This is a genomic window from Glycomyces sp. L485, from assembly GCF_022548875.1.
GTDB lineage: Bacteria > Actinomycetota > Actinomycetes > Mycobacteriales > Micromonosporaceae > Glycomyces.
Map to the genome: position 1 here is coordinate 70,351 of NZ_JAKZEW010000001.1, position 23,230 is coordinate 93,580.

A 23,230-nucleotide genomic window follows, 5' to 3' on the forward strand; every position below is an offset into this window, starting at 1 on the left:
GCGAACCGCGCCGGTGCACGGCCGAGGCGCCTTCGACAGCCGAGGCCGATCCGTTCGGATGCACGAGACAGGTTCTAGGCGAGGGTGAAACCAGCCGCGACGGCGAGCTCGCCCGCGATGTCCACGGCCTGGTGAGAGGTGATCAGCGAACCCTTGAGGCTCATCAGGCCGCTCACCCCGCCCAGATCGGAGCGCCGCATGTCGCATCCGCGCGCGTCGGCGACTCGCGAGAAGTCAGCGCCGGGGAACGTGCAGTCGATGAACACCGTCTTCGACAGGTCGCCGAGGAAGCTCGCGTTCAAGAACCGGCACCTTTCGAAGACCACCGGGCCCTTCGCCCTGCCGATCGAGACGCCCGCGAAGTCTGCCCGGCAGTCGGCGATGTAGACGTCGGACGCGAGGGCGAACTGGGCCTGCCATCCGACGAGCTGGGAGTCGGTGATCTCCAGCCGCCGCGCGGTCATCTCCTCCCAGCGCCCGTTGGAGAGCACGGAGTGGTCCACGGTCGCATCGACGATCTCCAAAGGCGACAGCACGGTACCCGACAGGTTCGCATCGCTGATCGTTCCCGACTCGAAGACTCCGTAGGCGTTCTGGTCCGACCAGTCGGCGCCCTTGAGGAGGCGCTCGCTGTACTCGAAGTCGAGATCGAGGTCCTCGGTCAGCTCGACGAGCCGCTCCGGTTCCACGTCGGGCCGCCGCATCGAACGCTCGTCGTCGATCTTCCTGAACTTCATAGGGACCCCCGAAGGTGTGATTGCGTGCCACCGCAGGTTATGGGAGCCCTGCGACAGTCCGGTGATCGCGGCGTGCGAGCGGTAGGCGCTCGCACGAGCCACGACCTCGACGACCCGGACGTCCATGCCTGAGGCGACGAACCCGAGCACCCCTGCTCGCCAGGCGGCACCGACGAGCCTCAGGAGTCCGGTGGGCACCGGAGGAGCGTGGCCTAGAGGTACTGGCCGATGGCCTGCTGCGGGATCGCAGGCTCGGTCATCGTCGGGTCGGTGCCGCTCCGGCGGGCGTACAGCTCCGCCAGCGTCATCGGGGACTTCACCGGCTCCCCGCCCAGCCAGTTGCTCGACTCCGCGGGCGACAGCTCGCCCACCTCGATCTGCGCCAGGCAACGGCCCGGGCGCACCACGGCCGGGTGCAACCGGTCGAGCCGCTCGTTCGTCGTGATCGCGACCATGATCTCCCGGCCTTGCCCTAGCAGGCCGTCCGTCAGATTCAGCAGGCGCGCCAGCGACTGGCCCGACGCCTCCTTCGCCTCCCCGCGGATCAGCTCGTCGCAGTCCTCCAGGACCATCAGCCGCCAGCTCTCACCTTTCGGCTCGTCCTCGCCCAGGTGCATGTCCATCTCGGAGCCGATGATCACCTCCATCAGATAGGAGGGATCGGCGAAGAACGCCTCGGGATCGAGCACCGTGTCCACCTGGCACCAGTCCGCCCACTCCCGCGCGAGCGCCCGCAGCGCGGTGGTCTTGCCCGTCCCGGGCGGGCCGTGCAGCAGCACCAGCCGACCGGCCACGTCGGACGGCTTCGTCGCCATCAGCTTCCCCAGCGCCGAGCCCGTGCCCGCCGCGTAGTTCTGCTCGATCTCGGGCCACTGCGGCGCCGCGATCGACCGCGTCGACCGGAACGGCCCGCGCGCCGAGCGGTACCAGAACCCCATGTCGACCTTGTCGTCGCCGAGTTCTTCGGGCGATCCTGCCTGGTCGGCGACGAACGAGGCGATCTCCTCGGCGCGTTCCTTCGTCTCGGCGGTGACCACCGCCTGGCCCGACCCGTCGCGCCACCGCTGCGTGCGCAGCGTCCAGTGCTCGCCTCGCACCAACTGCAGGAAGGACGTGCCGGAGATCGAACGAATCAGCTCGCCGCCCTCGGGAATCAGGTCGAGGTCGTCCGCGACCGCTTCGAGCGCGCGCACGACCGCGTGCGGCTGCGTGCCTGTGACGTACCCGTCCAAGCTCATCAGATTGAGCACGTTCGAGGGATCGTCCGACCCGTCGAGAGTGAAGTGCATATTGCCGAGGACACCGCCAGTTCCGTGCATCAGGTTCAGAATGTCGCCGTGTTGTTCAATGATTCCCATTGCGATCCAGAATGCCTTATGGCCCCGACATCACCGGTGCCGGTCAGTGCGGCTCGTCAGGGAGTCCTCCGCGATGACCGGCCCTACCCGGTGGGGCGTGAGCTGGAACAATCCGTCAGGATGGGTTGCGTGACCACGTCGACCGAGACCAGCGAAAACACCGCCGACACCATACCCGGCGTCGGCGTGCGCGCTCGACGCGACCCGAGGCCGGCCCGCCACTTCGGGTGGCGTGCGCTCGCCGGGTTCGCCGCCTTCGTGGTCGGCGCGATCGCGGCGGTCCTGGCGCTGCAATGGGGCGGCGCGGTCGAGATGGAGGACCTGCCCGGACTCTCGGCGGCCGACCCGGCCGTGACCTGGGCCTCGGGCCTGCTCAAATACGGGTACGACCTGGCAGTGCTCGCCGCGGTCGGCTGCACCGTCGCCGCGGCGTTCTTCCTGCCCGGGCGGGACGGGGACCGGGCCCGGCTCGCCGCCCAGTCGTGGCGGTGGCTGCGCGTCGGGGCTGCGGCCTCGGCGCTGTGGGCGTTGATCGCGCTGGCGCGATTGCCGATCGAGTTCGCCGACACGTTCGCGCTGCCGCTCTCAGGCGTCGGCCTGACCGGCGCCTGGTCGTACGCGACCCAGTCGGAGCAGGGCAACAGCCTCGCGTTCGCCGCGATCCTGGCCTCGGCGGCCGCCATCGTGGCGGCGCGGTCGTTCAGAGTCGCCGGCGCCGTCTTCGCCGCCGTGCTCGCTCTGGCCGCCGCGCTCCCGCCGGTCTTCTCGGGGCACTCCTCGGCCAACGGCAACCACCAGATCGCCATCGACGCGCTCATCATCCACATCGTCGCCGCGTCGTTCTGGGCCGGCGGCCTGTTCGCCTTGTTCATCGCCCGAGCCAATGCCGCCGGAGCCGTGCGGCGCTACTCGAACACCGCCGCGCTCGCCTACCCGGCGATCGCCGCGTCGGGCCTGATCGTGTTCCTCGCCAACGTCGACTTCACCGATTTGTGGGAGACCGGCTACGGGCGCATCGCCCTCGCCAAACTCGCGGTCCTGGTCGCGGGCGGCCTGCTCGGCTGGGCGCACCGGCGCCGCACGCTCCCGGCGGTCGAGTCCGGAGACCGGCGCGCCTTCCTGCGGCTCGCGGCTGTCGAGCTGGCGGTCATGGGCGTCGCCTTCGGGCTCGCGTCGTCACTGTCGGTCACCCCGCCGCCCGCCGAGGAGCTCCCCGATCCGAACACCGCAGTGCTCGGTTTCCCGACCCCCGGGCCGCTCACGTTCTCGTCGGTGGCGCTCGACTGGTACCCGTCGATCGTGTTCTGCGCCGCCGCGCTCGCCGCCATCGGCTTCTATGTCGCCGGCGTGGTGCGGTTGCGTCGCCGCGGGGACGCCTGGCCGTGGCATCGGACGGCGCTGTGGATCGGCGGGTGGTCCGTCGTCGTCCTCGCCACCTCGACCGGCCTGGGCAAGTACGGGATGGTCCTGTTCAGCGCGCACATGGTGCAGCACATGGCGCTCAACATGCTCGCGCCGATCCTGCTGGTCCTGGCCGCGCCGGTGACGCTCGCGCTGCGGGCGATCAGGGCGAACCGTGCCGGTGGTCCGCGTGAGTGGCTCCTGGCGTTCATCCACAGCGGTTTCTCGAGGTTCGTCTCGCAGCCGCTGGTGACGCTCGCGATCTACCTGGCCAGCCTCTACGCCATGTACTTCACCGGCCTGTTCGAGTGGGCCCTCGGCTCGCACTTCGGGCACCTGCTCATGACATCGCACTTCCTGCTCGCCGGATCCCTGTTCTTCTGGGTGATCATCGGACCCGACCCCAAGCCGCGGCCGCTGACCTACCCCGCGAAGGTGCTGCTGTACTTCGTCTCGATCGTCTTCCACGCGATCTTCGGGCTCACCCTGATGATGGGCACCGGGGTCATCGCCGCGGACTGGTACACCGGGCTCGCCATGCCGTGGGTCGACGACCTGCTCGCCGACCAGCGCGCCGGCGGCGGCATCGCCTGGGCGTTCGGCGAGATCCCGAGCCTCATCATCATCGGCACGCTCATCGCCCAATGGGCCCGCTCCGAGGAGCGCGAAGGCCGTCGCCTCGACCGTATGGCCGAGCGCGCCGGCGAGAACGGGCGACCGGAGGACGATCCTCACGAGGTCTACAACGCCTACCTTGCGAGCCTCGACCAGGAACGCCGCTGATGGCGCGCTGCCTTCCGTCCGGTCTGGTCGTGGTGGCCCCTGCGCCGCGCGGCCGGCGCCTTCCGTGATGCGCTCCTGGACGTCTGGTCCGGACAGCGGCGCGTCGTCGAACGGTTGATCGGTGTGCCGAGCAGACGTAAGTGGAAGTTAAGGACAAATCGTTGATCGTTGCTGATCGGCACCGTAATGTCGACCAGATGAGCGACGATCGAAACCGGTTCGAGACCCTGGCCGTCCACGGCGGTGAGCCGAGGCCGGCCTCGAACGGCTCAGTGGTCCACCCGATCTACCAGGGCACGGTCTTCGAGACCGCTCCGGGAAGCTCAGTGGACGATGTGCGGTACATCCGACTGGGCACCAACCCGTCGCAGCGGCACCTGCATGACCGGCTCGCCGCACTCGAAGACGCCGAGGCCGCCGTCGCCACCGCCTCGGGGATGGCCGCGATCACGACCGCGCTCCACAGCGTCCTCGGCGCGGGCGATCACCTCATCGCCGCCGGGACCTTCTACGGAGGCACGCACCGGTTCCTCGTGGAGCACGCAGGACGCCTAGGTTGGAGCATCGACGTGGTCGACCCGGCCGACCACGAGGAGTGGCGGAAGGCTCTGCGCCCCACCACGAAAGCGTTCCTAGTCGAGACGATCACGAACCCGCTCATCAGGGTCGGCGACCTCGCCGGCGTCGCGCGCTTCGCGCGCGAGCACGGCCTGACGTCGGTCATCGACAACACCTTCGCGACGCCGGTGGTCTTCCGGCCCCACCGCATCGGCTTCGACCTGGTGTGCCACTCGGCGACCAAGGCGCTCAACGGCCATTCGGACATCGCCGCCGGTGTGGTGACCGGCTCGGCGGAGCGGATCGCCTCGGTGGCGTCGGTGCTGAGCGCCTACGGCGGCAGCCTCGACCCGCACGCGGCGTTCCTGCTGGCGCGCGGGTTGAAGACGTTGGCGTTGCGAGTCAAGGCGCAGAACGCGAACGCGCTGGCCATTGCGGAGTTCCTCGCATCGCATCAGAAGGTCGCTCAGGTGACCTACCCGGGACTGGCCTCGCATCCAGATCACGCGCGGGCGGCGTCGCTGTTCGACGGGTTCGGGTCGGTGCTGTCGTTCAGGCCGGTCGGTGGCGTGGCGGCGGCGGAGCGGTTGATGAAGTCGCTCAGGCTGCCGTACACCGCTTCGAGTCTCGGCGGCGTGGAGTCGCTGGTGGTGCGCCCCGCCGCGGTGGGAGGCCATTCGGGTGCGACGTCGGTGGAGGCCGAGGGGGTCGCTGAAGACCTGATCCGCTTCTCGGCGGGCATCGAGGCGGCAGAGGACCTCATAGCCGACTTCGCCGTAGCGCTGGACACCTGAGCGCGGCTTGCTGACAGCTCGGTGCCCCGGAATCGGGAGTGCTCGCCGGTTCCATAACGTCTCCGTCAGGAACGACCGGGCCGCGACGACTCACCGGGTGGTCTCACGGGCTCGCGGGCGCCGCCGACAAGGAGGCTGTGGTGCGACGATCTGAACGTATGCTGCTGATCGACCTCGCGAACAGCGTGCAGGAGTTGACCGCGACGCTCAAGGAGCTGCGGGAGTCCCAGCGCGAGGTGCTCGAACGCCTCGCCGCCGTCGAACAGGGGGTCGAGCGCATCCACGAGGTCTCGCAGGGCCGGGTCCGGACGCAGTACGCCCAGATCGAGGACCTTCTCGCCCTCTACCGCGACATCGACCCGTCGGCGTCCCTGCCCCGCATGCGCGACTGGGCCGCCGGCCCCGAACTCCTCCGCTTCCTCTATGAGGAGGTCATGGCGCACAAGCGCACCCGCGTCCTCGAATGCGGCTCCGGCACCACCACGGTCATCATGGCCTACGCCATGCGCTCGCTCGGCTCGGGCACCGTCACCGCCCTGGAGCACGATCCCCGTTTCGCCGAACTCACCCGCCGCGAGCTCACCGTTCGCGGGCTCGCCGACTGGGCCGAGGTGGTCGACGCCGGACTGTCGGAGGTGGAGGTCGACGGTGACCTCTGGCGTTGGTACGACACCGCGGCGATCCCCTCCGGCGAGCTCGACATGCTGCTCGTCGACGGCCCGCCCGCCGATACCGGCCTCCAGGCCCGGTACCCGGCGCTGCCGCTGCTCGCCGACCGGCTCGCGGGATACGCCGTGGTCGTCCTGGACGACGCGAACCGCCCCGACGAGCGCGCGATCACCGAGCGCTGGACAGGGCGGTTCCCGCAGTTCGAACTTCAACGCCTCAAACACGAGCGCGGCACGGTGGTCCTCCGCCCGACGACACGGCTACAATGAGCAGATCCTATAGGATCTTGTCGCTAGGGGCGCTCGTTCCAGTGGGGGATCGGGATCGGTGCGAAGCGGATCCTCGTTCCCGGCCTCGCCTGCGCGGCCGCCGCGAGCGCCGCCGGACCCACCACGCCGATCACCGGGTAGCCGGCAGTCGTCGGATGGTCGGCGCCGAACAGGATCGGCTGTCCGTTCGGCGGCACCTGAAGGCTCCCCGCCACGATGCCCTCGCTCGGCAGCTCCCTGCCAGGCTCTTTGTGCCGCAGTGCGGGACCGATCAGGCGCAGGCCGATCCGGTTGGAGTGCTCCGAGACCGTCCAGTCGCCCTTGGCCAGTTCGCTCACCGCCTCCGCGGTGAACCAGTCCAGTCTCGGGCCGAGGTGCAGCTTCATCACCAGTTCCTCGCTCACCCCCGCCCACGGCGCCGGCCACTGCGTCGGCAGCGGCGGGTGCGCGGGACTCGGCCCGAGCGGGATCGTGTCGCCGTCCTTGACCGGCGCCGGGCCCAGCCCCGAGAGCAGGTCCGTCGAGTGCGAGCCGAGACTCGCCTTGGGATGCAGTCCACCGGAGAACGCCAGGTAGGAGCGCACTCCGACCTCGGCGGGGCCGGCGTCGAGCACCGATCCGGCGGGCAGCTTCACCGGCTGACCCCAGGCCTCGGGGTGACCGTCGACGGTCACCGAGCAGGGTGCCCCGCCGACCACCACAGTGACGTTGCGGTGCGCGCGGATCGTGCAGCCGGTCAGTGTCGTCTCCAGCGCACAAGCGCCGGTCGGATTGCCCGCCAACTGGTTCGCCAGACGCCATGATGGACGGTCTGCGGCGCCCGATGGCGGCACGGCGAGGTGCGCCCAGCCGGCGCGACCGGCGTCCTGGCAGGTCGTCAGGATCCCGGAGCGGATGATCTCGATGTGACTCATACGTTCTCCCGCCCATCGCCGCGCCCGCGGCCCGAAACACGGATCGACACTAGATCTCCACTTTCACGAACCGGACGCGGGTGCCCGGAACGAGCAGGGCCGCGGGCTCGCGGTGCTCGTTCCACAGCCTGCCGGGGTTGGTCATGGTCGCGATCAGCCGCCAGCCGCCGGGGCTCGACCGCGGGTAGACCCCGGTGTACGGCCCGGCGACGGCCACCGACCCTGCCGGCACCGACGTGCGCGGGTCCTCCCGCCGCGGGGTGTGGTACCGCTCGGGGAGCCCCTCGAGGTAGGCGAAGCCGGGCGTGAAGCCGCAGAAGGCCGCCTCGTACTCCACCGACGTGTGGATGTCCGCCACCTGCCCCGGGGCGACACCCCACAGCTCGGCGACGGCATCGAGGTCGGGGCCGTCGTAGCAGACCGGGATCTCGATGGCCTCGCCCGGCTGCCCGGTGTCGTCGGTGAGCACCCAGTCGGGAATCTCCGCGGCCAGGAGCTCCGGCTCCTCGACACCGTCCACGAGGACCGTGGTGGCACCGGGTACGAGGTCCGTGGCCTCGAGCGAGCCGTTGACGCGCCGGGCCTGGAGCGCCCGGTAGCAGGCCCGGGCGGCTTCGCCCGTACCGCAGTCGATGAGGACGCCGCGCGGTCCCGAAGGCAGCGGCTTGAGCCGTCCGCCCGGGGTCTTGCCGGTTCGCGGGACTGTCACGAGAAGGCCTCCACTTTGATGCCTTGGTTGTCCAGTGCGGAGCGGATCGCTTCGCTGGTAGCGACGGGTTCGGGCCCGTCGCCGTGGATGCAGATCGAGTCCGTCTCGACCCGGATCCGGGTGCCTTCGACGGTTTCGACCTCGCCGTTCGCGGCCAGGTCGACCGCCTGGGCCACGGACGCCGCACGATCGAGCAGCGCGCCTGGGGCTCCTCGGGGTACGAGGCGCCCGTCTTCTTGGTAGGCCCGGTCGGCGAAGGCCTCGCCGACGACGCGGAGTCCCGCTTCCCTTGCGGCTCGGTCGAGCTCGGAACCGAGCCCGCACAGCAGCACGTCCACCTTCGCGATGCGCATGCCCTCGATGACGGCGCCCGCCTGCGCGGCGTCGCGTCCTGCTCGATGATAAAGCGCTCCATGAGGTTTGACATAGCGGACCTCGGCGTCCGCGGCGCGGGCGAAGACCTGGAGCGCCCCGATCTGATAGGCGATCTCGGCTGCCAGTTCGGCCGGGGGTACGTCCATCTCGCGGCGGCCGAAACCCGCCAGGTCCCTATAGGATACCTGTGCGCCGATGCGGACGCCCGCGGTGGCGGCGGTGGCGCAGACGCGCTGGATGGTGAGCGGGTCCCCGGCGTGGAAGCCGCATGCGACGTTGGCACTCGTGACGAGGCGCAGCAGCCCGGTGTCGTCGGTGAGCTCCCAGCGTCCGAAACCCTCCCCCAGGTCCGCGTTGAGGTCCATGGCTTCACGTTACCGGAAAGCAAAAAATCCGGGCGCTTCAGGAACCGTGGGCGAAATCTCCTGAATGCGAGTTGCGAAAGGGGGTCCCGGTCGGCCCCCGGTGTGCCTGAGGGCGTCCTTACCGCGCTGGAGCGATACTGTGAGGGGCGACATTGCGGAAAACGCTCTCCAAAACTCCGAGTCGGCGCAGGGCGAATGCGAGACACAGCCTGCGTTGTTGTCGTGCCACTGCGGGTGCTCTTACGCCAAGCCGTTGCAGCGATCTCCGGCCTCCGCACATGCACCTGACCAAACCCTCGGTCACGGGTGCTTCCCGGTGCAGACCCGGCCGACTCCCTATTCGGGGAGCCTTCGCAACTCTCCCTGGTTCGCAACCGACCTCTCGAACCTCCAGGCGGGAGTGAAGGCTCCTTCGCCATGATCAAATATCAAGTGGCACAATGACATTGGGCAGAGCGAAGGCCCCGCGGCAACCCCGCGGGGCTGAAACGTCCTCCAGCGCTAGAAGAGTCCGAGCACGCCCGCCAGGACGAACAGGATCAGCACCACCAGCACCGTGATCGCGATATACAGCAGCAGCTGAGGGAACGCCACGATCAGGACCGTAGAGACGCCTGCCGCTATCAGCGCCACGACACCCGCCGTCTTCCACTTGCGGTTGCGCGCCGCCATGTCCTCGCGCAGCCGCTCATTGGCGCGCGAGACGGTCGGCCGGATCGGCGTCGTCGCTCGGATCGGCTGCGAGTCCTGGAATCCCGGGGGCGGCAGGCGCTGGAGGTCGGCGAGCAGCACGTCGAGTTCCGAGTAGACCTTGGCGCTCATCGCCGCGTCGATCCGCTGCTGGTACTCGGCCACGTCGAGGCGTCCGTCCTCGACGGCCTGCCGCAGCCGGTCCATCACCAGCTGCCGGTCGGACTCCGAGGCACGCATCTGATCGCGGTCCATCTGGCCACACCTCCAAAGTCGGCTGCAGGCTCAAGGATGCCAGGCAGACGCAACATGAGGCCAAGGGCTTCCTTCCGCGAGCCGAAGCTGCGACGATGGTGCCCATGGAACCGCGAGAGGAAGTCGTCGTCGGCGTCGGGGCCGCCACCGAGACCACCGACATGGTGCTCAACATCGGTCCGCAGCACCCCTCCACCCACGGCGTCCTGCGTCTGCGGCTGCGCCTCGACGGCGAGCGCGTCACCGAGTGCGAGCCGATCGTCGGCTACATGCACCGCGGCGCCGAGAAGCTCTACGAGGTGCGCGACTACCGGCAGATCATGCTCCTCGCCAACCGCCACGACTGGCTGTCGGCGTTCTCCTCGGAGCTGGGCGTGGCGCTCGCCGCCGAGCGGCTCGCCGAGATCGAGGCGCCCGAGCGGGCCGTGTGGCTGCGCACCGCGCTCGCCGAGATGAACCGGGTGCTCAACCACCTCATGTTCCTCGGCTCGTACCCGCTGGAGATCGGCGCGATCACCCCGATGTTCTACGCCTTCACCGAGCGCGAGCGCCTCCAGGAGGTGTTCGAGGAGGCCAGCGGCGGGCGCATCCACTACATGTACAACTGCGTCGGCGGGCTCAAAGCCGACACGCCCGCAGGCTGGGAGGACCGGGCCCGAACGGCGCTCGACGAGGTCGAGCACGGCATGATCCGGCTCGACAACCTCCTGCGGCACAACGAGATCTTCGCGGCCCGCACCAAGGGGGTGGGTGTGCTGGACGCGGCCACGGCGGCGGCCTACGGGGTGAGCGGTCCGGTCGCCAGGGCCTCAGGACTCGACTTCGACCTGCGCCGCGACGAGCCGTACCTGGCCTACCCCGAACTCGACGTGCCGATCGTGCTGCGCCACGAGGGCGACTGCTACGCGCGCTTCATGGTCCTGCTCGACCAGGTGCAGGCCTCGATCGACCTCGCCCGCGCTTGCCTGGACAGAGCGGCGGCGCTCGAGGGGCCGGTCAACGTCAAGCTCCCCAAAATCTTCAAGCCGCCGGTCGGCGAGACGTACGCCTGGACCGAGAACCCCTTGGGCGCCAACGGGTACTACCTGGTGAGCAGGGGTGACAAGACGCCCTACCGGATGAAGCTGCGGTCCGCGTCGTACTCGAACGTGCAGGCGCTGACCACGCTCATGACCGGCTGTCTCATCCCGGACATGATCGCGATCCTCGGCTCGATGTTCTTCGTGGTCGGCGACATCGACAAGTGACGTCGTCAGACGCAGCCGCCGTCGGAATCCTCGACGGCGAGAGGCTGCCGGGTCGAGGGCGTCGTCCAGCTCTCCAGCCGGCCGCCGCCCGGGCAGTCGACCGCGCCGAAGTTCCACGACGCGTCCGCCTCCGCCGGCGGGGCGGGCCGGAAGACACCGAGGCCGTCGGCCGGCCGACATCCGGTGCTCACCCTGACCTGGGAGATGCCGGGATCGATCTCGGTGACCCGCACCTCGATGTAGCCCGCGGTCGTGCCGATCCAGGTCGGCGCGGCCGAGCCGGAGCGGGCGAGCCCGAACCGATCGGCGAGCCCTTCGAGCGCCACCTCGTGGCTCCGCTCGATCATGAGCGTCCTCGCCAAGGCCACACCCGGTCGCAGCGGCGTGACGTCGCATTCGCCGACCTCCAGCGGGCCGACGCTGAGGAAGTAGACCTCGCCGGTCAAGTACAGCGCGGCCTCGCCGATGACCGCGTCCATGTCCTCGCGGGCCCGCGGGGCCTCCACCTGCTCCCGTACCGATGCGCCCGAGGCGAGGAACGCGACCGCGACCAGCAGCAGCGCCCACGCCGCGACGATGACGCGCAGGCGCTTGCGCCATATCGGGGAGAGGTTCGAGAACACGCCAACAGTCTGCCTCATCGATTATTGAGACGCCGACCACAATCGGTGCTCGTCCGTCACACTTCGGCCGCTCGTCTCGTCCTCCTGACATGAACGAACCGAACGCCACCGCCGCAGTCTTCGAGGACCTCAGACCCCGCCTCGTCGGTGTCGCCTACGGCCTCCTCGGCACCGTCGCCGAGGCCGAGGACGCGGTCCAGGAAGCGGCCTCAGCCCGTGTAGTCGTCGACGGCGACGACCTCGTCGCACTGGTCGCGAACCCAGTCGTCATGGGTGGCGATCACCACGCACGCCCCCGCATCCGCCATCTCTCGCAGCAGCTTCACGACCACTTCGGAGTTGCCGCGGTCCAATGCGCCGGTCGGTTCGTCGGCGAGCACAATGCTCGGCTCCTTGACCAGTAGGCGGGCGAGCGCCACGCGCTGCTGCTCGCCGCCGGAGAGGCTGTTGACCCGATCACGTTCCCTCCCGCGGAGGCCCACTCGTTCCAGGGCCTCGGCCGTCGCACGCCTCGCGTCGCCGCCGCGCCTGCCGCGTGCCCGCAGCGCCACGCCGAGGTTCTGCGCGATCGTGGCGTTCTCCACCAGAGCGTAGTTCTGGAAGAGGTATCCGAGCGCATCGCGCCGGAACCTCCTGGCCGCGCCGGGTCCCATTCCGGTCAGTTCACGTCCGTCGAATCGGATCGCCCCGGTGCCGGGGCGTTCCAGGATGCCGATGCAGTTGAGCAAAGTAGACTTTCCCGAGCCGCTCGGCCCGGTGAGAGCGGCCATCTGCCCCGACTTGACCGTGACGCTCACGCCGGACCACAGTTCCCTGCTGCCGAAAGATATCGCCAGGTTTTCGGTCTCCAACACGGTGTCTCTCCCGTTCGCAGTCATTTCCTATGCCTCGCTCACTCCGCCGCGGACGACACGGTGATGGGAGCGGACCAGGGCGGCCAAGGTTCCTCCGGCGACCACCGCCGCGAGGAGTCCGATCGCCGCCCACTGGCCCGCTGTCATCGACACGGCGTCGTCCGGAACCGGCATCCCCATCTGCCGGTAGGCGTCCACCTGGCGCCCCAACGACCACACCTCGTACGGAATCAGGCCGACCAGTACCAGCAGCACCAGTGTTTCGAGGGCCAGGATTACGCGATGAACGGCCATGAACCGCCAGCCGTTCGTATGGCGCGCGAATATCCATTGGGAGTTCCGCTTCGTTCGCCGAGCACGACTACCACTGGATCGGTCACGTATGCCTGTGGAGCGGTGAACTCCACGGCGGCCACCGGAGTGTCGGACGGGGGGAGATAGGTGAAGAACTCTTGTCCGTCTGCGATGGCCTTCGGCTCGTACTCGACGGTCTCGGCCGCGCTTTCGATCAGTTTGGGCTCCAGGCTGAGTTCCTCCGCCAGGTCGGCCCGGTCACCCCAGAACGCGGCAGGGACCAGCACGTCGATTTCGCCTTCGTCGGCGACGCCCTTGTAGCCTCCCCCGTCTTCCATGCGGATCTCCTGGCCCGCGAGGAACGTTTCGTTGACGTACAGCACGGTCCGGCCGTTCAACCCGGGGTCGGGGCTGGAGATCCTTCCCTGTTCGACCAGTATCACGTTCTCTTCGCGATCCTGGTCGCGCAGCCACGGTCCGACCACTCGGTCGAGTTCACTCTGATCCTCGACGGAGTAGGCGTTCCCGAGTTCCAGGCCTGCGATGTCTCCCATGCGTTCGTAGGCGTCATAGGACCGATCGCGCTCTGCAACGTCAAGTCCCGTCGTGATCGCTGTCGCGGCAGAGCTGATCGCGACGTACACCGCGGCCAGCCGCAACGCGTACGCGATGGTCGAAGCGCTGCGTCCCGGGAGTTCCCCCTTGAGGGCCGATTGGATTCGAACGTTCATGACCAGCGCCAGCACCAGGGCGTTCGCGAGGAGAGCCGCGGTGGTGAGCACCAGGTCGACCGCGATCATCCCCATGAAGAAGGCCGCCGGCGAGGAGAAGCCGTTGTACACTCCGATCGCGACCGCCGCCAGAGCCGTGACCCCTATTCCGGACAGTGCCCAGATTCCGGCGGCTCCGCGGATGTCGTCGAAGAGCAGTTGGCTGTAGGAAAGCCCGTGGAGTCGGCCGACTCCGTAGGCTTTGACTCCGGAGAGGACCCCCGCCCCGACTACGGCCATGGTGAAGAAGACCATGATCGCCAGGGCCGTGTACACGGTCATGGAGACGCCGCGCGACGCGCCGTACCGGACGACGTCGGCCTCCATTCCATGCTCGGAGAAGAACCCTTGCAGCTCAGCGGCTTCGGCAGCGTCACCGAAGACGTAGTACCTGCCGATCGGGGTGTGGTTCCCGAGTTCTTCGAAGTCGTCAATCCGCGTTGTCACGGCCGAGGAGAAGTCTCTGTAGCCTCCGGTCAGCCAGTCTGATCCCGTGGACGGGTCGCCGTCCACCAGGTAGAAGTGGCGCACCGCGTGCCGCTCGTCGAGGTCGACCACTTCCTGCGCGAACGTGATCTGGTTCTCGCGGGCGAAGTCCTCGGCCTCGGCCCTGAACTCCTCGACGCTGGAAGAATCGTCCCACGTCAGCACGGTCAGGGAGGCCTCGGCGGGCAACGGCGAATCCTCGTCCCATTGCACGACCACGACGAACGCAAGGAACGCCGCGGCTATCCAGTTCGCCAAGTGCAGGAATCTCACGCTTCTGTTGATCATTCATCTACTCCGCGCCTACGGCCCGCAGGCGGTCTCCCGCCTACAAGCACCTGGAGGCAGATGATCACCTGCTTCTGGCGGGCTGAAAGGTAGTCGCTTGGTTCCAGGGCGGCGGCATGGGAGTCCACGTAGTTGTTCCTCTGAGGCGCCGGGTCGTCCAGGGGCGGGAGTTATCGTCACTTTTCGGAGGAAAGCCTACCAAGGACAGCCATGAAGCGTGTGCACGCGGATATGAAGTAGCTCATATCTGCCACTCACAGTGAGAGTTCAGACGCATATGGCACGTATCGCAGAGCGCGCGACGGGATGGCTTCAGTGCCGACGAGCTCCTTCGACATGGTTCAGCGACAGGGATCGGCTCGGGAACGCCAAGCGGGGGCACTGCGCGGCGGGAATGATGCCGCGCCTTGTGCCCCCGCCCGGGCTTCATGCCGGGGCGGTGCCGTCGCCGAGGCTGCGTCGGGGAGCGTCGTTGCGCTGGTGCCGCACCCGCCAGAGGGCGACCTCGAACGGTGTGCCATCGCCCGGGAAGGGCTCTCGCCCCTCGGGTTCGGCCGCCGGTCGGGCTCGGGCTGGCCGGGCTGTCGTGGTGGCTCACTCAGGCTAGGCCTGCCCCTCCTTGAGCGATCCGGGTCGCAGACGATTCGATCTGGGCTCGGCGGCGGTGACGACCACGGCCAGACTGAGGAAGTCTGTGACGATGTGGCGCTGCGGCCCTTGATCTTCTTGCCTACACCAATGCCCTGGTAAGACTCGGGGACGTCGGACGAGGTCTTGACCGGCTGGGCGTCGGCGATCGCCGAACTCGGGCGGGGCGCACGTTTGGAGTGCTTGCGTCGAGCGGTGGGCAGCGCGTCGTTGATTCGCTCGGTAAGGCCTTCGTTCTTCTAAGCGGCGCAAGAGTAGTAGACCGTTTGCCAGAGTGGGAAGTCGTGGGGCAGGCGGGCCGGCAGCCGGTCCGGTTGAGGTACAGGATCGCGTTCACCATCTGGCGCAGGTCATGACCTGGCCGTTGATCCCTGCCCGCTCGGCTCAATCGGCCCGCCAGGCGGAGGCGATCGGCTCGATCAACGCTCGCCGCTCAGCGGAGAGATCACCGGTATATGCAGGGCGTTCGCCGGTCATATCAAGCAAAATGAGCGAGCCTCATCTGAGGCTCGCTCATCAGGACCGATTCATCGAACCGGGACCAAGAACTCTCTTAGCGGCTCACGGCCAGCTTGGTCTCGTTGAGACCCTGCGCGGCCTCGACCTCGCCGGTGGCGTCGCCGAAGCGCGACAGCGCCCGCAGCGTCCACTTGCCCGGCGCGGCGAAGAAACGGAACTGGCCGCCCTCGCCCGTCACCACCTCGGCGGTGAACTCGCCGGAGCCGTCGAGCAGTCGCACGTAAGCGCCCTGCACGGCTTCGCCCTCGTCGTTGACGACCGTACCGGTCAGCACGGTCTCCTTCTCGATGTCGACCGACGCCGGAAGGGCCGTGTCCTGTGCGGGTGCACCGCATCCGTCTGCAGCCATTGGCTTTTCCTCTCGTTTCCGTCGCCGGGGTTACTTCGTGCCGGGCTCGTCGCCGAGCGCGATCGGCACGCCGACGAGCGAGCCGTACTCGGTCCACGAACCGTCGTAGTTCTTCACGTCCTCGTAGCCGAGGAGCTCGCGGAGCGCGAACCAGGTGTGGCTGGAGCGCTCGCCGATGCGGCAGTACGCGATCGTCGACTTGTCCTCGTCCAGGCCGGCTTCGCCGACGTAGATCTCGCGGAGCTCGTCGTTGGACTTGAAGGTGCCGTCCTCGTTGGCCGCCTTGCTCCACGGCACGCTCAGCGCGGTCGGGACGTGGCCGGCGCGCTGGCTCTGCTCCTGCGGCAGGTGGGCCGGGGCCAGCAGGCGACCGGCGTACTCGTCGGGGGAACGGACGTCGATGAGGTTCTTGGTGCCGATCGCGGCGGTGACCTCGTCGCGCAGCGCGCGGATGGAGGCGTCCTGCGGCTTGGCCACATAGGTGGTGGCCTCGCGCTTGACGACCTCGGTGGTCACCGGGCGGGCGTCGAGCTCCCACTTCTTGCGGCCGCCGTCGAGGAGCTTGACGCTAGCGTGGCCGTACAGCTTGAAGTACCAGTACGCGTAGGCGGCGAACCAGTTGTTGTTGCCGCCGTAGAGGACGACGGTGTCGTCGTTCGCGATGCCGCGCGCGGAGAGCAGCTGCGAGAACTGCTCCTGGTTGACGAAGTCGCGGCGGACCGGGTCCTGGAGGTCGTCCTTCCAGTCGATCTTGACGGCGCCCTTGATGTGGCCGGTGTCGTAGGCGGAGGTGTCCTCGTCGACTTCGACGAACACCACGCCCGGGGTGTCGAGGTTCTCTTCCGCCCAGTCGGCGGTTACCAGCACGTCTTCACGAGCCATGTTTGTTCTCTCCTGAACGTAAATGTGACTGAAGTTTGATTTCACTGAGTTCGCAAGGAGGGCCCGGCGCTTGAGCGCGGAGAAGATCGAGCAGGGATCATCCAGGCGGAAGCTTGCCGTGGACGGGGATTGAAGCCTTGCTCTAAGATTTTGCGCACGCCTGGGCCGCATAGCGGCGACTGTCCTGCCTGGGGGACGAGCCGCCTAGGGCATTCGACAGAGCGTGGTCGCGATCGTGCAGAAGTCGATCGCACGCCTCTTGGTGAGCATCGGCTTGCGCATGGGCAGAACGCTAGCAGACTTCCCGCCCCCTGGCCACATGCCTTCTCGGCATGCGGACTGTGGGCTGTCGCGCAGCGCCGTCAGACTAGGGCCACGTCCGGCGCCGAGCCGGAGATCTCCACGTTCCCCTCAGCGATCGCGATCTCGGTGAGCTGAATGCCCCACGGCAGCTCCGGCAGGTCGATCACGGTGGACATCTCGTCTCTGACCCGTTCGACGAACGCGTCCGAGCCCGGCGGCAGGCTCTCGGTGAGCGCCTCGACGATGTCCGGCGAGAAGCGGATCGCGCCTTCGCCCAGTTCGATCGCCCCGGTGCCCTCCACCTCGATCTCGAACCCGGCGGCCTCCGCGACGGCCGTGACCGAGGCGGTGCCGTCGTCGTTGACGGTCATGTCGTAGCCGGTGCGCTCGCGCAGCAGCGTCTCCAGGGACTCGACCGAGACGGTGCCCGAGACGTCGACCCGCGCGGCCGTGATCTCGGAGGTGCCGTCGGCGATCTCGCGCCAGTCGGCGTCCACGTCGTGGGCGACCATGTCCAGCGAGGGGAACGTCAGGCCCTCGGCGCCGACCTCGCGCATCTCGATGTCGATCTGCTCGAACTCGCCCGACCAGGCCTGGGTGAGGAACGGCCAGCCGTGGATGGTGACGTCGGGGCGATGGTCGGAATAGGCCCCGTGCTCGGCGGCGGTGTCGGCCACCTCGGTCGCGACGCGCCGCTCGGCCATCGCGTTGGCGATCCGGTCACCAAGCGCCACAAGGGCGACGACGATGACAAGGGGGACGAGGATGCGGCGGAGGATCTTGCCCACGGAGTGGTCTCCACTCAGTCGATGATGTAGTAAGCACTCAACAGATACACGACCGGCCCCGTGATGGCGAACGCGAGGAGCGGTCCCGCAACGTCGGTCACGGGGTGCGGGGCGGTGCCCTCGCCGTCGATGCGGCGCGCGGCGGCCATGTAGCCGCAGGCCAGGTCGACCAGGACGGCGGTGAGCGCGATGAGGAGGCCGCCGATGGCGGCGTTGCGCGGCTCGGGGCCTTCGATGACGAGCCCCGCGTAAGCGGCCGATGCGGTGCCGCACATGGTGCCGATGACGACGCCGAACGCGCCGCGCGTCACCTGGCGGTTGATGCGCGGATCGGGCATGACCAGGTCGACGGCGCGGGCGGCGAGTATGGCCGTGCCGGCTGCGACGACGGCCGAGTACATGGCCGGCGGGGCCGCGCCGAGGCGCGACAGGGCTATATAGCTGGCGTAGCCGGTCACGGCGACGCACAGCAGCATCGTGAATCCGACGCTCTCGATGACGCCCGCGTGCTCGTGGCGCACGAGCTGCGCGGCCGCGGTCGCGACGAACGCACCCGCGAGCAGCACCGTGATCGGCATGAGCGAGACCGGCGTCCACGCGACCGCGGCCCAGTCGGCGGCGATCGCGAGGCCCGCGCCGACCGCGAGGGTGACCCAGGTGCCGTCGATGCGTCGCGTCCAGGTCACGCACAGCAGCATCGCCAGCTGCAGGACCGCGATTCCGACGGCGTAGGCCGGGCGTTCCAGCTGTGCGCCGAGGATGAGGCCGGCGCTGATGACGACCGTGGCCGCCAGCGGCGGGAGGCGGTGCAGCAGGTGAGGGCTCGGCGGCGGCATGGTGTGGTCCGGGTCCGCTTCGTGCTCGCCGGTGCGCGGGGCGGGCTCGGGGGCCGGCTCGTCCGAGGCGCGGGCGGACCGACGGGAGCGCATGGAGCGGCGCCGCCCGGGCCGGGGCGGTTCGGCGGGTGGTTCCTGCCCGCCCCACGCGGGGCCGTCGGTGGGCCGAGCGGGCTCTGGGGGCTCGTAGCCCCAGGACTCGTCGGGTCGGCTGTACGACACGATGGACAGCCTACGGCAAGGCCCCCAAGAACCGTTCACCTTCGCTCCCGTGAGGAGGGGGTGTCTGGGGGATGAAGTGTTCTTTTCGGTCACCGCTCACCGCTGTGATCCCGCATGGTGAGGTTTCGGGAAGGTGAAGCTGGTCTTTTGCCTGGTGACCGTTTACACTTATCCAAGACTCCACCTACCGTCTGTAAAGCCGCCCGCCGTCGACGTCGGGAAGCGAAGACCGCGTGTGCTCAAGATCAGCGGAGGACTGCTGTGGAAATACTGATCCTCACCTCGAATCCGGTTCCGGAGTCCCCTGAGTCGATCCTGCCCTCGCTCGAACTGCTGCCCCACCGCGCCCGCTACGCGGGCCGCGACGTGCGTGCGCTCCTGAGCGGACCGAGCCCGGACGCGGTGATGGTCGATGCCCGCACCGAACTGGCCGACGCCAGGGCCACGTGCAGGGTCCTCCAGGCGACGGGGCTGACGGTGCCTCTGTTCGGGATCGTCACCGAGGCGGGCTTGGCGGCACTCCAGGCCGACTGGGGCGTCGACGACTTCCTGCTCGCCAGCTCGGGGCCGGCCGAGGTGGAGGCGCGGCTGCGCCTGGCCACCGGGAAGCCCAACGCCGCCGCCGCGGCGGGCCCGGCGGTGATCCGAGCCGGAGACCTCACCGTGGACCCCGACACGTACGCCGCGAAGCTCAAGGGCCGTCCCCTGGACCTGACCTACAAGGAGTTCGAGCTGCTGCGCTTCCTCGCCCAGCATCCCGGGCGGGTCTTCACGCGCGAGCAGCTGCTGCGCGAGGTGTGGGGCTACGACTATTTCGGCGGCACCAGGACCGTCGACGTCCACGTGCGGCGCCTGCGGGCGAAGCTCGGCAGCGAGTACGAGTCGATGATCGGCACCGTCCGCCAGGTCGGCTACAAGTTCGTCGCCCCGCCGCCGGAGAACCTCCGCGAGCACGAACCGGAGCCCGAAAGAGTGGATGCGTAGAACGTCGGCCGGGGCCGCGATCCGAAAGGATCGCGGCCCCGGTTTCGTCTAACACCAGGTTCATTCTCCTGAGGGCGTCGGGAGGGTCACTCCGTTCGCTATGGGGGAGCCGAAGTTCGGGGTGCCGTCGGCGTTGAAGGTGAACGGTTGGACGCGCGTCTGGCGGGTGCTGCCGCAGCCCTGGTCGGGCGAGGTGTTGCCGTGGTAGACCAGCCAGTGCTCGGTGCCGTCCGGGGAGGTGAAGAAGCCGTTGTGCGCGGCCCCGTAGACCCCGTTGCCCTGCTGGAAGACCGGAGTCGACCGCTTCGACCAGGAGCCGGGCTGGAGCGGATCGCCGCCGGTGTACGTCAGCAGGCCGAGCTTGTAGTCGGGCGTGTTGCAGGAGGAGGCCGAGAACGTGATGAACGTCTGTCCGTCATGCTGCAGTACGGCCGGGGCCTCGTTGACCCGCGCCCCGACGGTCTCCCAGCTGTGGGAGGGCCGGGCGATCGTGCTGTGCGAGCCGGTCACCGTCCACGGGTTGGACATGAGCGCGATGCGGACGGTCTGGTCCGAGCCGATCCACTCCGACCAGAGCAGGTACAGCTGCCCGTTGAGTTCGAGGTAGGAGCCGTCGATGTTCCACTGGTTCGGCAGTGGGGTGGCCATGAACTCATACGGCCCCATGGGCGTCGAGCTGGTCGAGCGCAGCACGTGGAGCTTCTGGCCGTCGAAGTTCGTCTGGGAGTTCCCCGAGGTGTACATCAGGTACCAGGTCCCGTCGATGCGGTGGAACTCAGGCGCCCAGTGCGAGCAGCAGCGGTTCGAGACGCCCGAGTCGTCCCAGACGACGGTGTCGGAGGCGGTCTTGAGGCCTTCGAGGGTGGTGGCGCGGCGCATGATGACCGTGGAGTCCCACGTCGTGGTGGACAGGTAGTAGTAGCCGTCCCAGTACTCGATCCACGGGTCGGCGCCGTTCTCGCGGATCGGGTTGGTCAGGTTGGAGGTGGAACCGTCGCCTACGGTGTCGAGCTCCCATTTCTGCACGGCGTCGCCGGTGTAGGTGTACTGGGAGATGCGGGCGCCGGGCTCGGTCGAGAAGTCCCACAGGTCGAGGGCCTTGTCGGAGAAGCGGTTGATGAAGGAGTAGGAGCCGTCGTCGTGCTCGGTTACCGACCACTGCTGGTTGGTGCCGCCCAGGTCAGTCCACTGGGCGATGGTCGCGCCGTCGTCGGCGTTCCACTCGTAGACGTCGAGCACCTGGTTGGAGTGACGAGCCTGGATGCGGTAGTAGCCGTCTCCGGCGTCGATGAAGCGGAACTGCTGGTTGGTCGCGTCGGTGCGGTTCCACTGCGTCAAGATGGCGCCGGTCTCGGTCGAGGCGCCTTGGATGTCGAGGGCGAGACCGGAGTGGACGCTGGTGATGACGTACCAGGTGCCGGGGGTGACAGAGGCCTGCGCCGGAGCCTGGGAGGCGGCGGCGAGGCCGAAGGCGGCCATGGCCGCGGTGAGCGCGAGCGCGATCAGATTGCGCGCGCGTCTGCGAATGGGTCTGGACATGATTGCGCTCCAAAGGGAGTCGTTGCTGTGGTGTGAGGGCGGGTCGCCCCGGCCGCGGGGCCGGGGCGACCCGGGGTGAAGGTCAGTTGCCGTCCAGGACCGGCCAGCCGGCGGCGTTCCACTGGATCTGCTCGATGCCGAGCGCGAACCCGCCGCTCGAGCCGTACGAGTGGTAGGCCATCAGCCCGCGATGGAGCGACTGGCCGCCGGAGGCCACGAAGCCCCCGTGGCCTGCGAGCACGACGGTCCCGCCGCCGTTGCGCATGTCGACGCCGTTCGAGTCGAGGAACGGACCGGTCGGGGAGGTGGAGCGGCCCACCGCGATCTGATAGGTCGATTCGGCTTCGGCGCAGCAGCGGCCCAGCGAGACGAACAGGTAGTAGTAGTCGCCGCGCTTCATCATCGAGGGCCCTTCGATGCCGCCGTCCTTGGTCGCCAGCCGGATCGGCGAGGCGCCGGAGGCGGGCTTGCCGGACGGCCAGTCGAGCTCGATGGTGTGGATGCCCCGCCACCAGGAGCCGTAGACCATCCAGCGTGTCCCGTCGTCGTCGACGATGATGTTCGGGTCGATCGCGTTGTAGGCGTCGCCTTCGCGTGACTCGAACACGATGCCCTCGTCGACCCAGCGGTAGCCGGGAGCGGAGGGGTCGAGCGTGGTGTTGGTGGCCAGGGCGATGAGCGAGCGCTGCGAGCCGAACGTGGAGGCCGTGTAGTACAGGTAGTACTTGCCTTGGTCGGCGTCGTAGTGGATCTCAGGGGCCCACAGGTTGTCGACTCCCGGGATCTGCTGGGAGAGCCAGGCGGGCTTGGTGTCCCAGACGTGGCCGAGGTCCCGCCATGTCCGACCGTTGTCGGTCGAGCGGCGGATCGGGATGTTGCCGTCGCCGAACCTGCCGTCGCCGGTGGCGAAGACGTACCACGGCTCTCCGTCGCAGCCCGCCCACAGCGCCGGGTCGTGGGCGCCGAGGCTGCCGCTCAGGTTGCCCGGCTGGCTAGGCGGGTTGTCGCAGTCGGACGGGCCGGGTTCCGGGTCGGGCTCGGGGTCCGGGTCGCCGCCGCCGATCTCGACGAGCTGCCACTGCTGGTTGGTGCCGCCGGTCGGGTCGTACTGCGAGATGCGGTCGCCGGGGCTGGTCGACCACTCCCAGACGTCGAGCGCCTTGCCCGAGAGGCGGTTGACGAGGGTGGCGTAGTCGCCGTTCTCGGTGACGCTCCACTGCTGGTCGGTGGCGCCGGTGTCGCTCTCCTGCACGACTTCGGCGCCGTCGGCGGTGTTCTGGTCGGCCAGGCCGAGCACTTTCCCGCTGTGCCGGGATTGAACGCGGTAGTGCCCCTCTCCTGCGTCGACGAAGCGGAACTGCTGGTTGGTCGTGTCGGTGCGGTTCCACTGGATCAGGGCCGCGTCGTCTTGGGAGGAGGCGCCCTCGATGTCGAGGACCAGGTCGGAATGGCGGCTGGTCAGGACGTACCAGGCCTCGGGGTCGACCTCGGCATGGGAGGCCGTCGGGCTCAGGAACGCCAGGCCCGCCGCTGCGAGGACCGCTGCGGTGAACCCGGCGAGCAGCCCTGCTCTTCGTCTTCTCATGTGATGATCACCTAACTCGATAGTTTTATGGATAAACATGCCTCGATGTTAACGTAAACAGATACGAGCGATCAATCCCGGATCACGTGAAAAGGCGCCCGCCGCGAAACCGCGGCGGGCACCTCGTTCAGTAACT

At 68.5% G+C, this 23,230-nt stretch carries 21 protein-coding genes and 1 pseudogene; 6 read left to right on the forward strand and 16 right to left on the reverse strand.

The window, feature by feature from the left end; all coding sequences use genetic code 11:
* Nucleotides 1–74: 74 nt before the first annotated feature.
* Both L0U85_RS20970 and L0U85_RS00360 read right to left on the reverse strand, forming a co-directional pair.
* Nucleotides 75–935 (reverse strand): pentapeptide repeat-containing protein, encoded by an 861-nt coding sequence (locus L0U85_RS20970; RefSeq protein ID WP_241375623.1) that lies wholly within the window; start codon nucleotides 933–935, stop codon nucleotides 75–77.
* 14 nt (nucleotides 936–949) lie between these two features.
* Nucleotides 950–2,056, reverse strand: coding sequence for a DUF5925 domain-containing protein (locus L0U85_RS00360; RefSeq protein WP_347177315.1), 1,107 nt, complete (start codon nucleotides 2,054–2,056; stop codon nucleotides 950–952).
* Between the two features lie 168 nt (nucleotides 2,057–2,224).
* Here L0U85_RS00360 and L0U85_RS00365 point away from each other — a divergent pair, with 168 nt between their 5' ends.
* From L0U85_RS00365 to L0U85_RS20975, 3 genes are all read left to right on the forward strand, one after another.
* Nucleotides 2,225–4,279 (forward strand): cytochrome c oxidase assembly protein, encoded by a 2,055-nt coding sequence (locus L0U85_RS00365; protein WP_241375624.1) that lies wholly within the window; start codon nucleotides 2,225–2,227, stop codon nucleotides 4,277–4,279.
* A gap of 197 nt (nucleotides 4,280–4,476) precedes the next feature.
* Complete coding sequence (locus L0U85_RS00370; RefSeq protein WP_241375625.1) at nucleotides 4,477–5,631, forward strand: PLP-dependent transferase; 1,155 nt, start codon at nucleotides 4,477–4,479, stop codon at nucleotides 5,629–5,631.
* 140 nt (nucleotides 5,632–5,771) lie between these two features.
* Nucleotides 5,772–6,569 (forward strand): class I SAM-dependent methyltransferase, encoded by a 798-nt coding sequence (locus L0U85_RS20975; protein ID WP_241375626.1) that lies wholly within the window; start codon nucleotides 5,772–5,774, stop codon nucleotides 6,567–6,569.
* 23 nt (nucleotides 6,570–6,592) lie between these two features.
* Here the strand turns inward: L0U85_RS20975 and L0U85_RS00380 are convergent, their stop codons facing one another.
* The 4 genes from L0U85_RS00380 to L0U85_RS00395 all read right to left on the reverse strand — a co-directional run bounded on the left by L0U85_RS00380 (nucleotide 6,593) and on the right by L0U85_RS00395 (nucleotide 9,877).
* On the reverse strand, nucleotides 6,593–7,483 hold the full coding sequence (locus tag L0U85_RS00380; protein WP_241375627.1) for a biotin-dependent carboxyltransferase family protein: 891 nt from the start codon (nucleotides 7,481–7,483) through the stop codon (nucleotides 6,593–6,595).
* Nucleotides 7,484–7,532: 49 nt separating this feature from the next.
* Entirely contained in the window at nucleotides 7,533–8,192 is a 660-nt protein-coding gene (locus tag L0U85_RS00385) for an allophanate hydrolase subunit 1 (protein WP_241375628.1), read from the reverse strand.
* Nucleotides 8,189–8,932 carry a 5-oxoprolinase subunit PxpA gene (locus L0U85_RS00390; RefSeq protein WP_241375629.1) on the reverse strand — a complete coding sequence of 248 codons (744 nt, stop codon included), beginning with the start codon at nucleotides 8,930–8,932 and terminating at the stop codon, nucleotides 8,189–8,191. The genes L0U85_RS00385 and L0U85_RS00390 overlap by 4 nt, the downstream gene beginning before the upstream one ends.
* A 501-nt stretch (nucleotides 8,933–9,433) precedes the next feature.
* Nucleotides 9,434–9,877, reverse strand: coding sequence for a DUF1707 domain-containing protein (locus L0U85_RS00395; RefSeq protein WP_241375630.1), 444 nt, complete (start codon nucleotides 9,875–9,877; stop codon nucleotides 9,434–9,436).
* Between the two features lie 104 nt (nucleotides 9,878–9,981).
* Between L0U85_RS00395 and L0U85_RS00400 the strand changes: the two genes are divergently transcribed.
* Entirely contained in the window at nucleotides 9,982–11,124 is a 1,143-nt protein-coding gene (locus L0U85_RS00400; protein ID WP_241375631.1) for an NADH-quinone oxidoreductase subunit D, read from the forward strand.
* A 5-nt stretch (nucleotides 11,125–11,129) separates the two neighbouring features.
* Here the strand turns inward: L0U85_RS00400 and L0U85_RS00405 are convergent, their stop codons facing one another.
* Complete coding sequence (locus tag L0U85_RS00405) at nucleotides 11,130–11,747, reverse strand: hypothetical protein (RefSeq protein WP_241375632.1); 618 nt, start codon at nucleotides 11,745–11,747, stop codon at nucleotides 11,130–11,132.
* Between the two features lie 89 nt (nucleotides 11,748–11,836).
* On the opposite strand from L0U85_RS00405, the pseudogene L0U85_RS20980 reads away from it, so the two are divergent.
* Nucleotides 11,837–11,953, forward strand: a pseudogene (locus L0U85_RS20980) (sigma factor); the annotation flags it as partial.
* A 3-nt stretch (nucleotides 11,954–11,956) separates the two neighbouring features.
* Here the strand turns inward: L0U85_RS20980 and L0U85_RS00410 are convergent.
* The 7 genes from L0U85_RS00410 to L0U85_RS00440 form a co-directional block, all read right to left on the reverse strand.
* Nucleotides 11,957–12,601, reverse strand: a complete 645-nt coding sequence (locus L0U85_RS00410; protein WP_241375633.1) for an ATP-binding cassette domain-containing protein — start codon at nucleotides 12,599–12,601, stop codon at nucleotides 11,957–11,959.
* 27 nt (nucleotides 12,602–12,628) lie between these two features.
* On the reverse strand, nucleotides 12,629–12,895 hold the full coding sequence (locus tag L0U85_RS00415; RefSeq protein ID WP_241375634.1) for a hypothetical protein: 267 nt from the start codon (nucleotides 12,893–12,895) through the stop codon (nucleotides 12,629–12,631).
* Complete coding sequence (locus L0U85_RS00420) at nucleotides 12,877–14,439, reverse strand: hypothetical protein (protein ID WP_241375635.1); 1,563 nt, start codon at nucleotides 14,437–14,439, stop codon at nucleotides 12,877–12,879. The genes L0U85_RS00415 and L0U85_RS00420 overlap by 19 nt, the downstream gene beginning before the upstream one ends.
* 1,201 nt (nucleotides 14,440–15,640) lie before the next feature.
* Nucleotides 15,641–15,955, reverse strand: a complete 315-nt coding sequence (locus L0U85_RS00425; protein ID WP_241375636.1) for a DUF1416 domain-containing protein — start codon at nucleotides 15,953–15,955, stop codon at nucleotides 15,641–15,643.
* 30 nt (nucleotides 15,956–15,985) lie between these two features.
* Nucleotides 15,986–16,837, reverse strand: coding sequence for a sulfurtransferase (locus L0U85_RS00430; RefSeq protein ID WP_241375637.1), 852 nt, complete (start codon nucleotides 16,835–16,837; stop codon nucleotides 15,986–15,988).
* A 362-nt stretch (nucleotides 16,838–17,199) separates the two neighbouring features.
* Nucleotides 17,200–17,928, reverse strand: coding sequence for a DUF2993 domain-containing protein (locus L0U85_RS00435; RefSeq protein ID WP_241375638.1), 729 nt, complete (start codon nucleotides 17,926–17,928; stop codon nucleotides 17,200–17,202).
* 14 nt (nucleotides 17,929–17,942) lie between these two features.
* Nucleotides 17,943–18,986, reverse strand: coding sequence for a hypothetical protein (locus L0U85_RS00440; protein WP_241375639.1), 1,044 nt, complete (start codon nucleotides 18,984–18,986; stop codon nucleotides 17,943–17,945).
* A gap of 261 nt (nucleotides 18,987–19,247) precedes the next feature.
* Here L0U85_RS00440 and L0U85_RS00445 point away from each other — a divergent pair, with 261 nt between their 5' ends.
* Complete coding sequence (locus L0U85_RS00445; protein ID WP_347177316.1) at nucleotides 19,248–19,970, forward strand: response regulator transcription factor; 723 nt, start codon at nucleotides 19,248–19,250, stop codon at nucleotides 19,968–19,970.
* Nucleotides 19,971–20,030: 60 nt separating this feature from the next.
* On the opposite strand, the gene L0U85_RS00450 is transcribed toward L0U85_RS00445, so the two are convergent.
* Both L0U85_RS00450 and L0U85_RS00455 read right to left on the reverse strand, forming a co-directional pair.
* Nucleotides 20,031–21,509, reverse strand: coding sequence for a family 43 glycosylhydrolase (locus tag L0U85_RS00450; RefSeq protein ID WP_241375640.1), 1,479 nt, complete (start codon nucleotides 21,507–21,509; stop codon nucleotides 20,031–20,033).
* An 82-nt stretch (nucleotides 21,510–21,591) separates the two neighbouring features.
* Nucleotides 21,592–23,094: a family 43 glycosylhydrolase gene (locus L0U85_RS00455; protein WP_241375641.1), complete on the reverse strand. Its 1,503-nt coding sequence runs from the start codon at nucleotides 23,092–23,094 to the stop codon at nucleotides 21,592–21,594.
* Nucleotides 23,095–23,230 lie beyond the last annotated feature (136 nt).

What these genes read in the sequence shown, in the direction of transcription:
- L0U85_RS00360 (WP_347177315.1), bottom strand. Translation starts at nt 2,056, where the DNA reads ATGCACGGAACTGGCGGTGTCCTCGGCAATATGCACTTCACTCTCGAC.
- L0U85_RS00370 (WP_241375625.1), top strand. Translation starts at nt 4,477, where the DNA reads ATGAGCGACGATCGAAACCGGTTCGAGACCCTGGCCGTCCACGGCGGT.
- L0U85_RS00380 (WP_241375627.1), bottom strand. Translation starts at nt 7,483, where the DNA reads ATGAGTCACATCGAGATCATCCGCTCCGGGATCCTGACGACCTGCCAG.
- L0U85_RS00390 (WP_241375629.1), bottom strand. Translation starts at nt 8,932, where the DNA reads ATGGACCTCAACGCGGACCTGGGGGAGGGTTTCGGACGCTGGGAGCTC.
- L0U85_RS00395 (WP_241375630.1), bottom strand. Translation starts at nt 9,877, where the DNA reads ATGGACCGCGATCAGATGCGTGCCTCGGAGTCCGACCGGCAGCTGGTG.
- L0U85_RS00400 (WP_241375631.1), top strand. Translation starts at nt 9,982, where the DNA reads ATGGAACCGCGAGAGGAAGTCGTCGTCGGCGTCGGGGCCGCCACCGAG.
- L0U85_RS00415 (WP_241375634.1), bottom strand. Translation starts at nt 12,895, where the DNA reads ATGGCCGTTCATCGCGTAATCCTGGCCCTCGAAACACTGGTGCTGCTG.
- L0U85_RS00420 (WP_241375635.1), bottom strand. Translation starts at nt 14,439, where the DNA reads ATGATCAACAGAAGCGTGAGATTCCTGCACTTGGCGAACTGGATAGCC.
- L0U85_RS00425 (WP_241375636.1), bottom strand. Translation starts at nt 15,955, where the DNA reads ATGGCTGCAGACGGATGCGGTGCACCCGCACAGGACACGGCCCTTCCG.
- L0U85_RS00430 (WP_241375637.1), bottom strand. Translation starts at nt 16,837, where the DNA reads ATGGCTCGTGAAGACGTGCTGGTAACCGCCGACTGGGCGGAAGAGAAC.
- L0U85_RS00450 (WP_241375640.1), bottom strand. Translation starts at nt 21,509, where the DNA reads ATGTCCAGACCCATTCGCAGACGCGCGCGCAATCTGATCGCGCTCGCG.
- L0U85_RS00455 (WP_241375641.1), bottom strand. Translation starts at nt 23,094, where the DNA reads ATGAGAAGACGAAGAGCAGGGCTGCTCGCCGGGTTCACCGCAGCGGTC.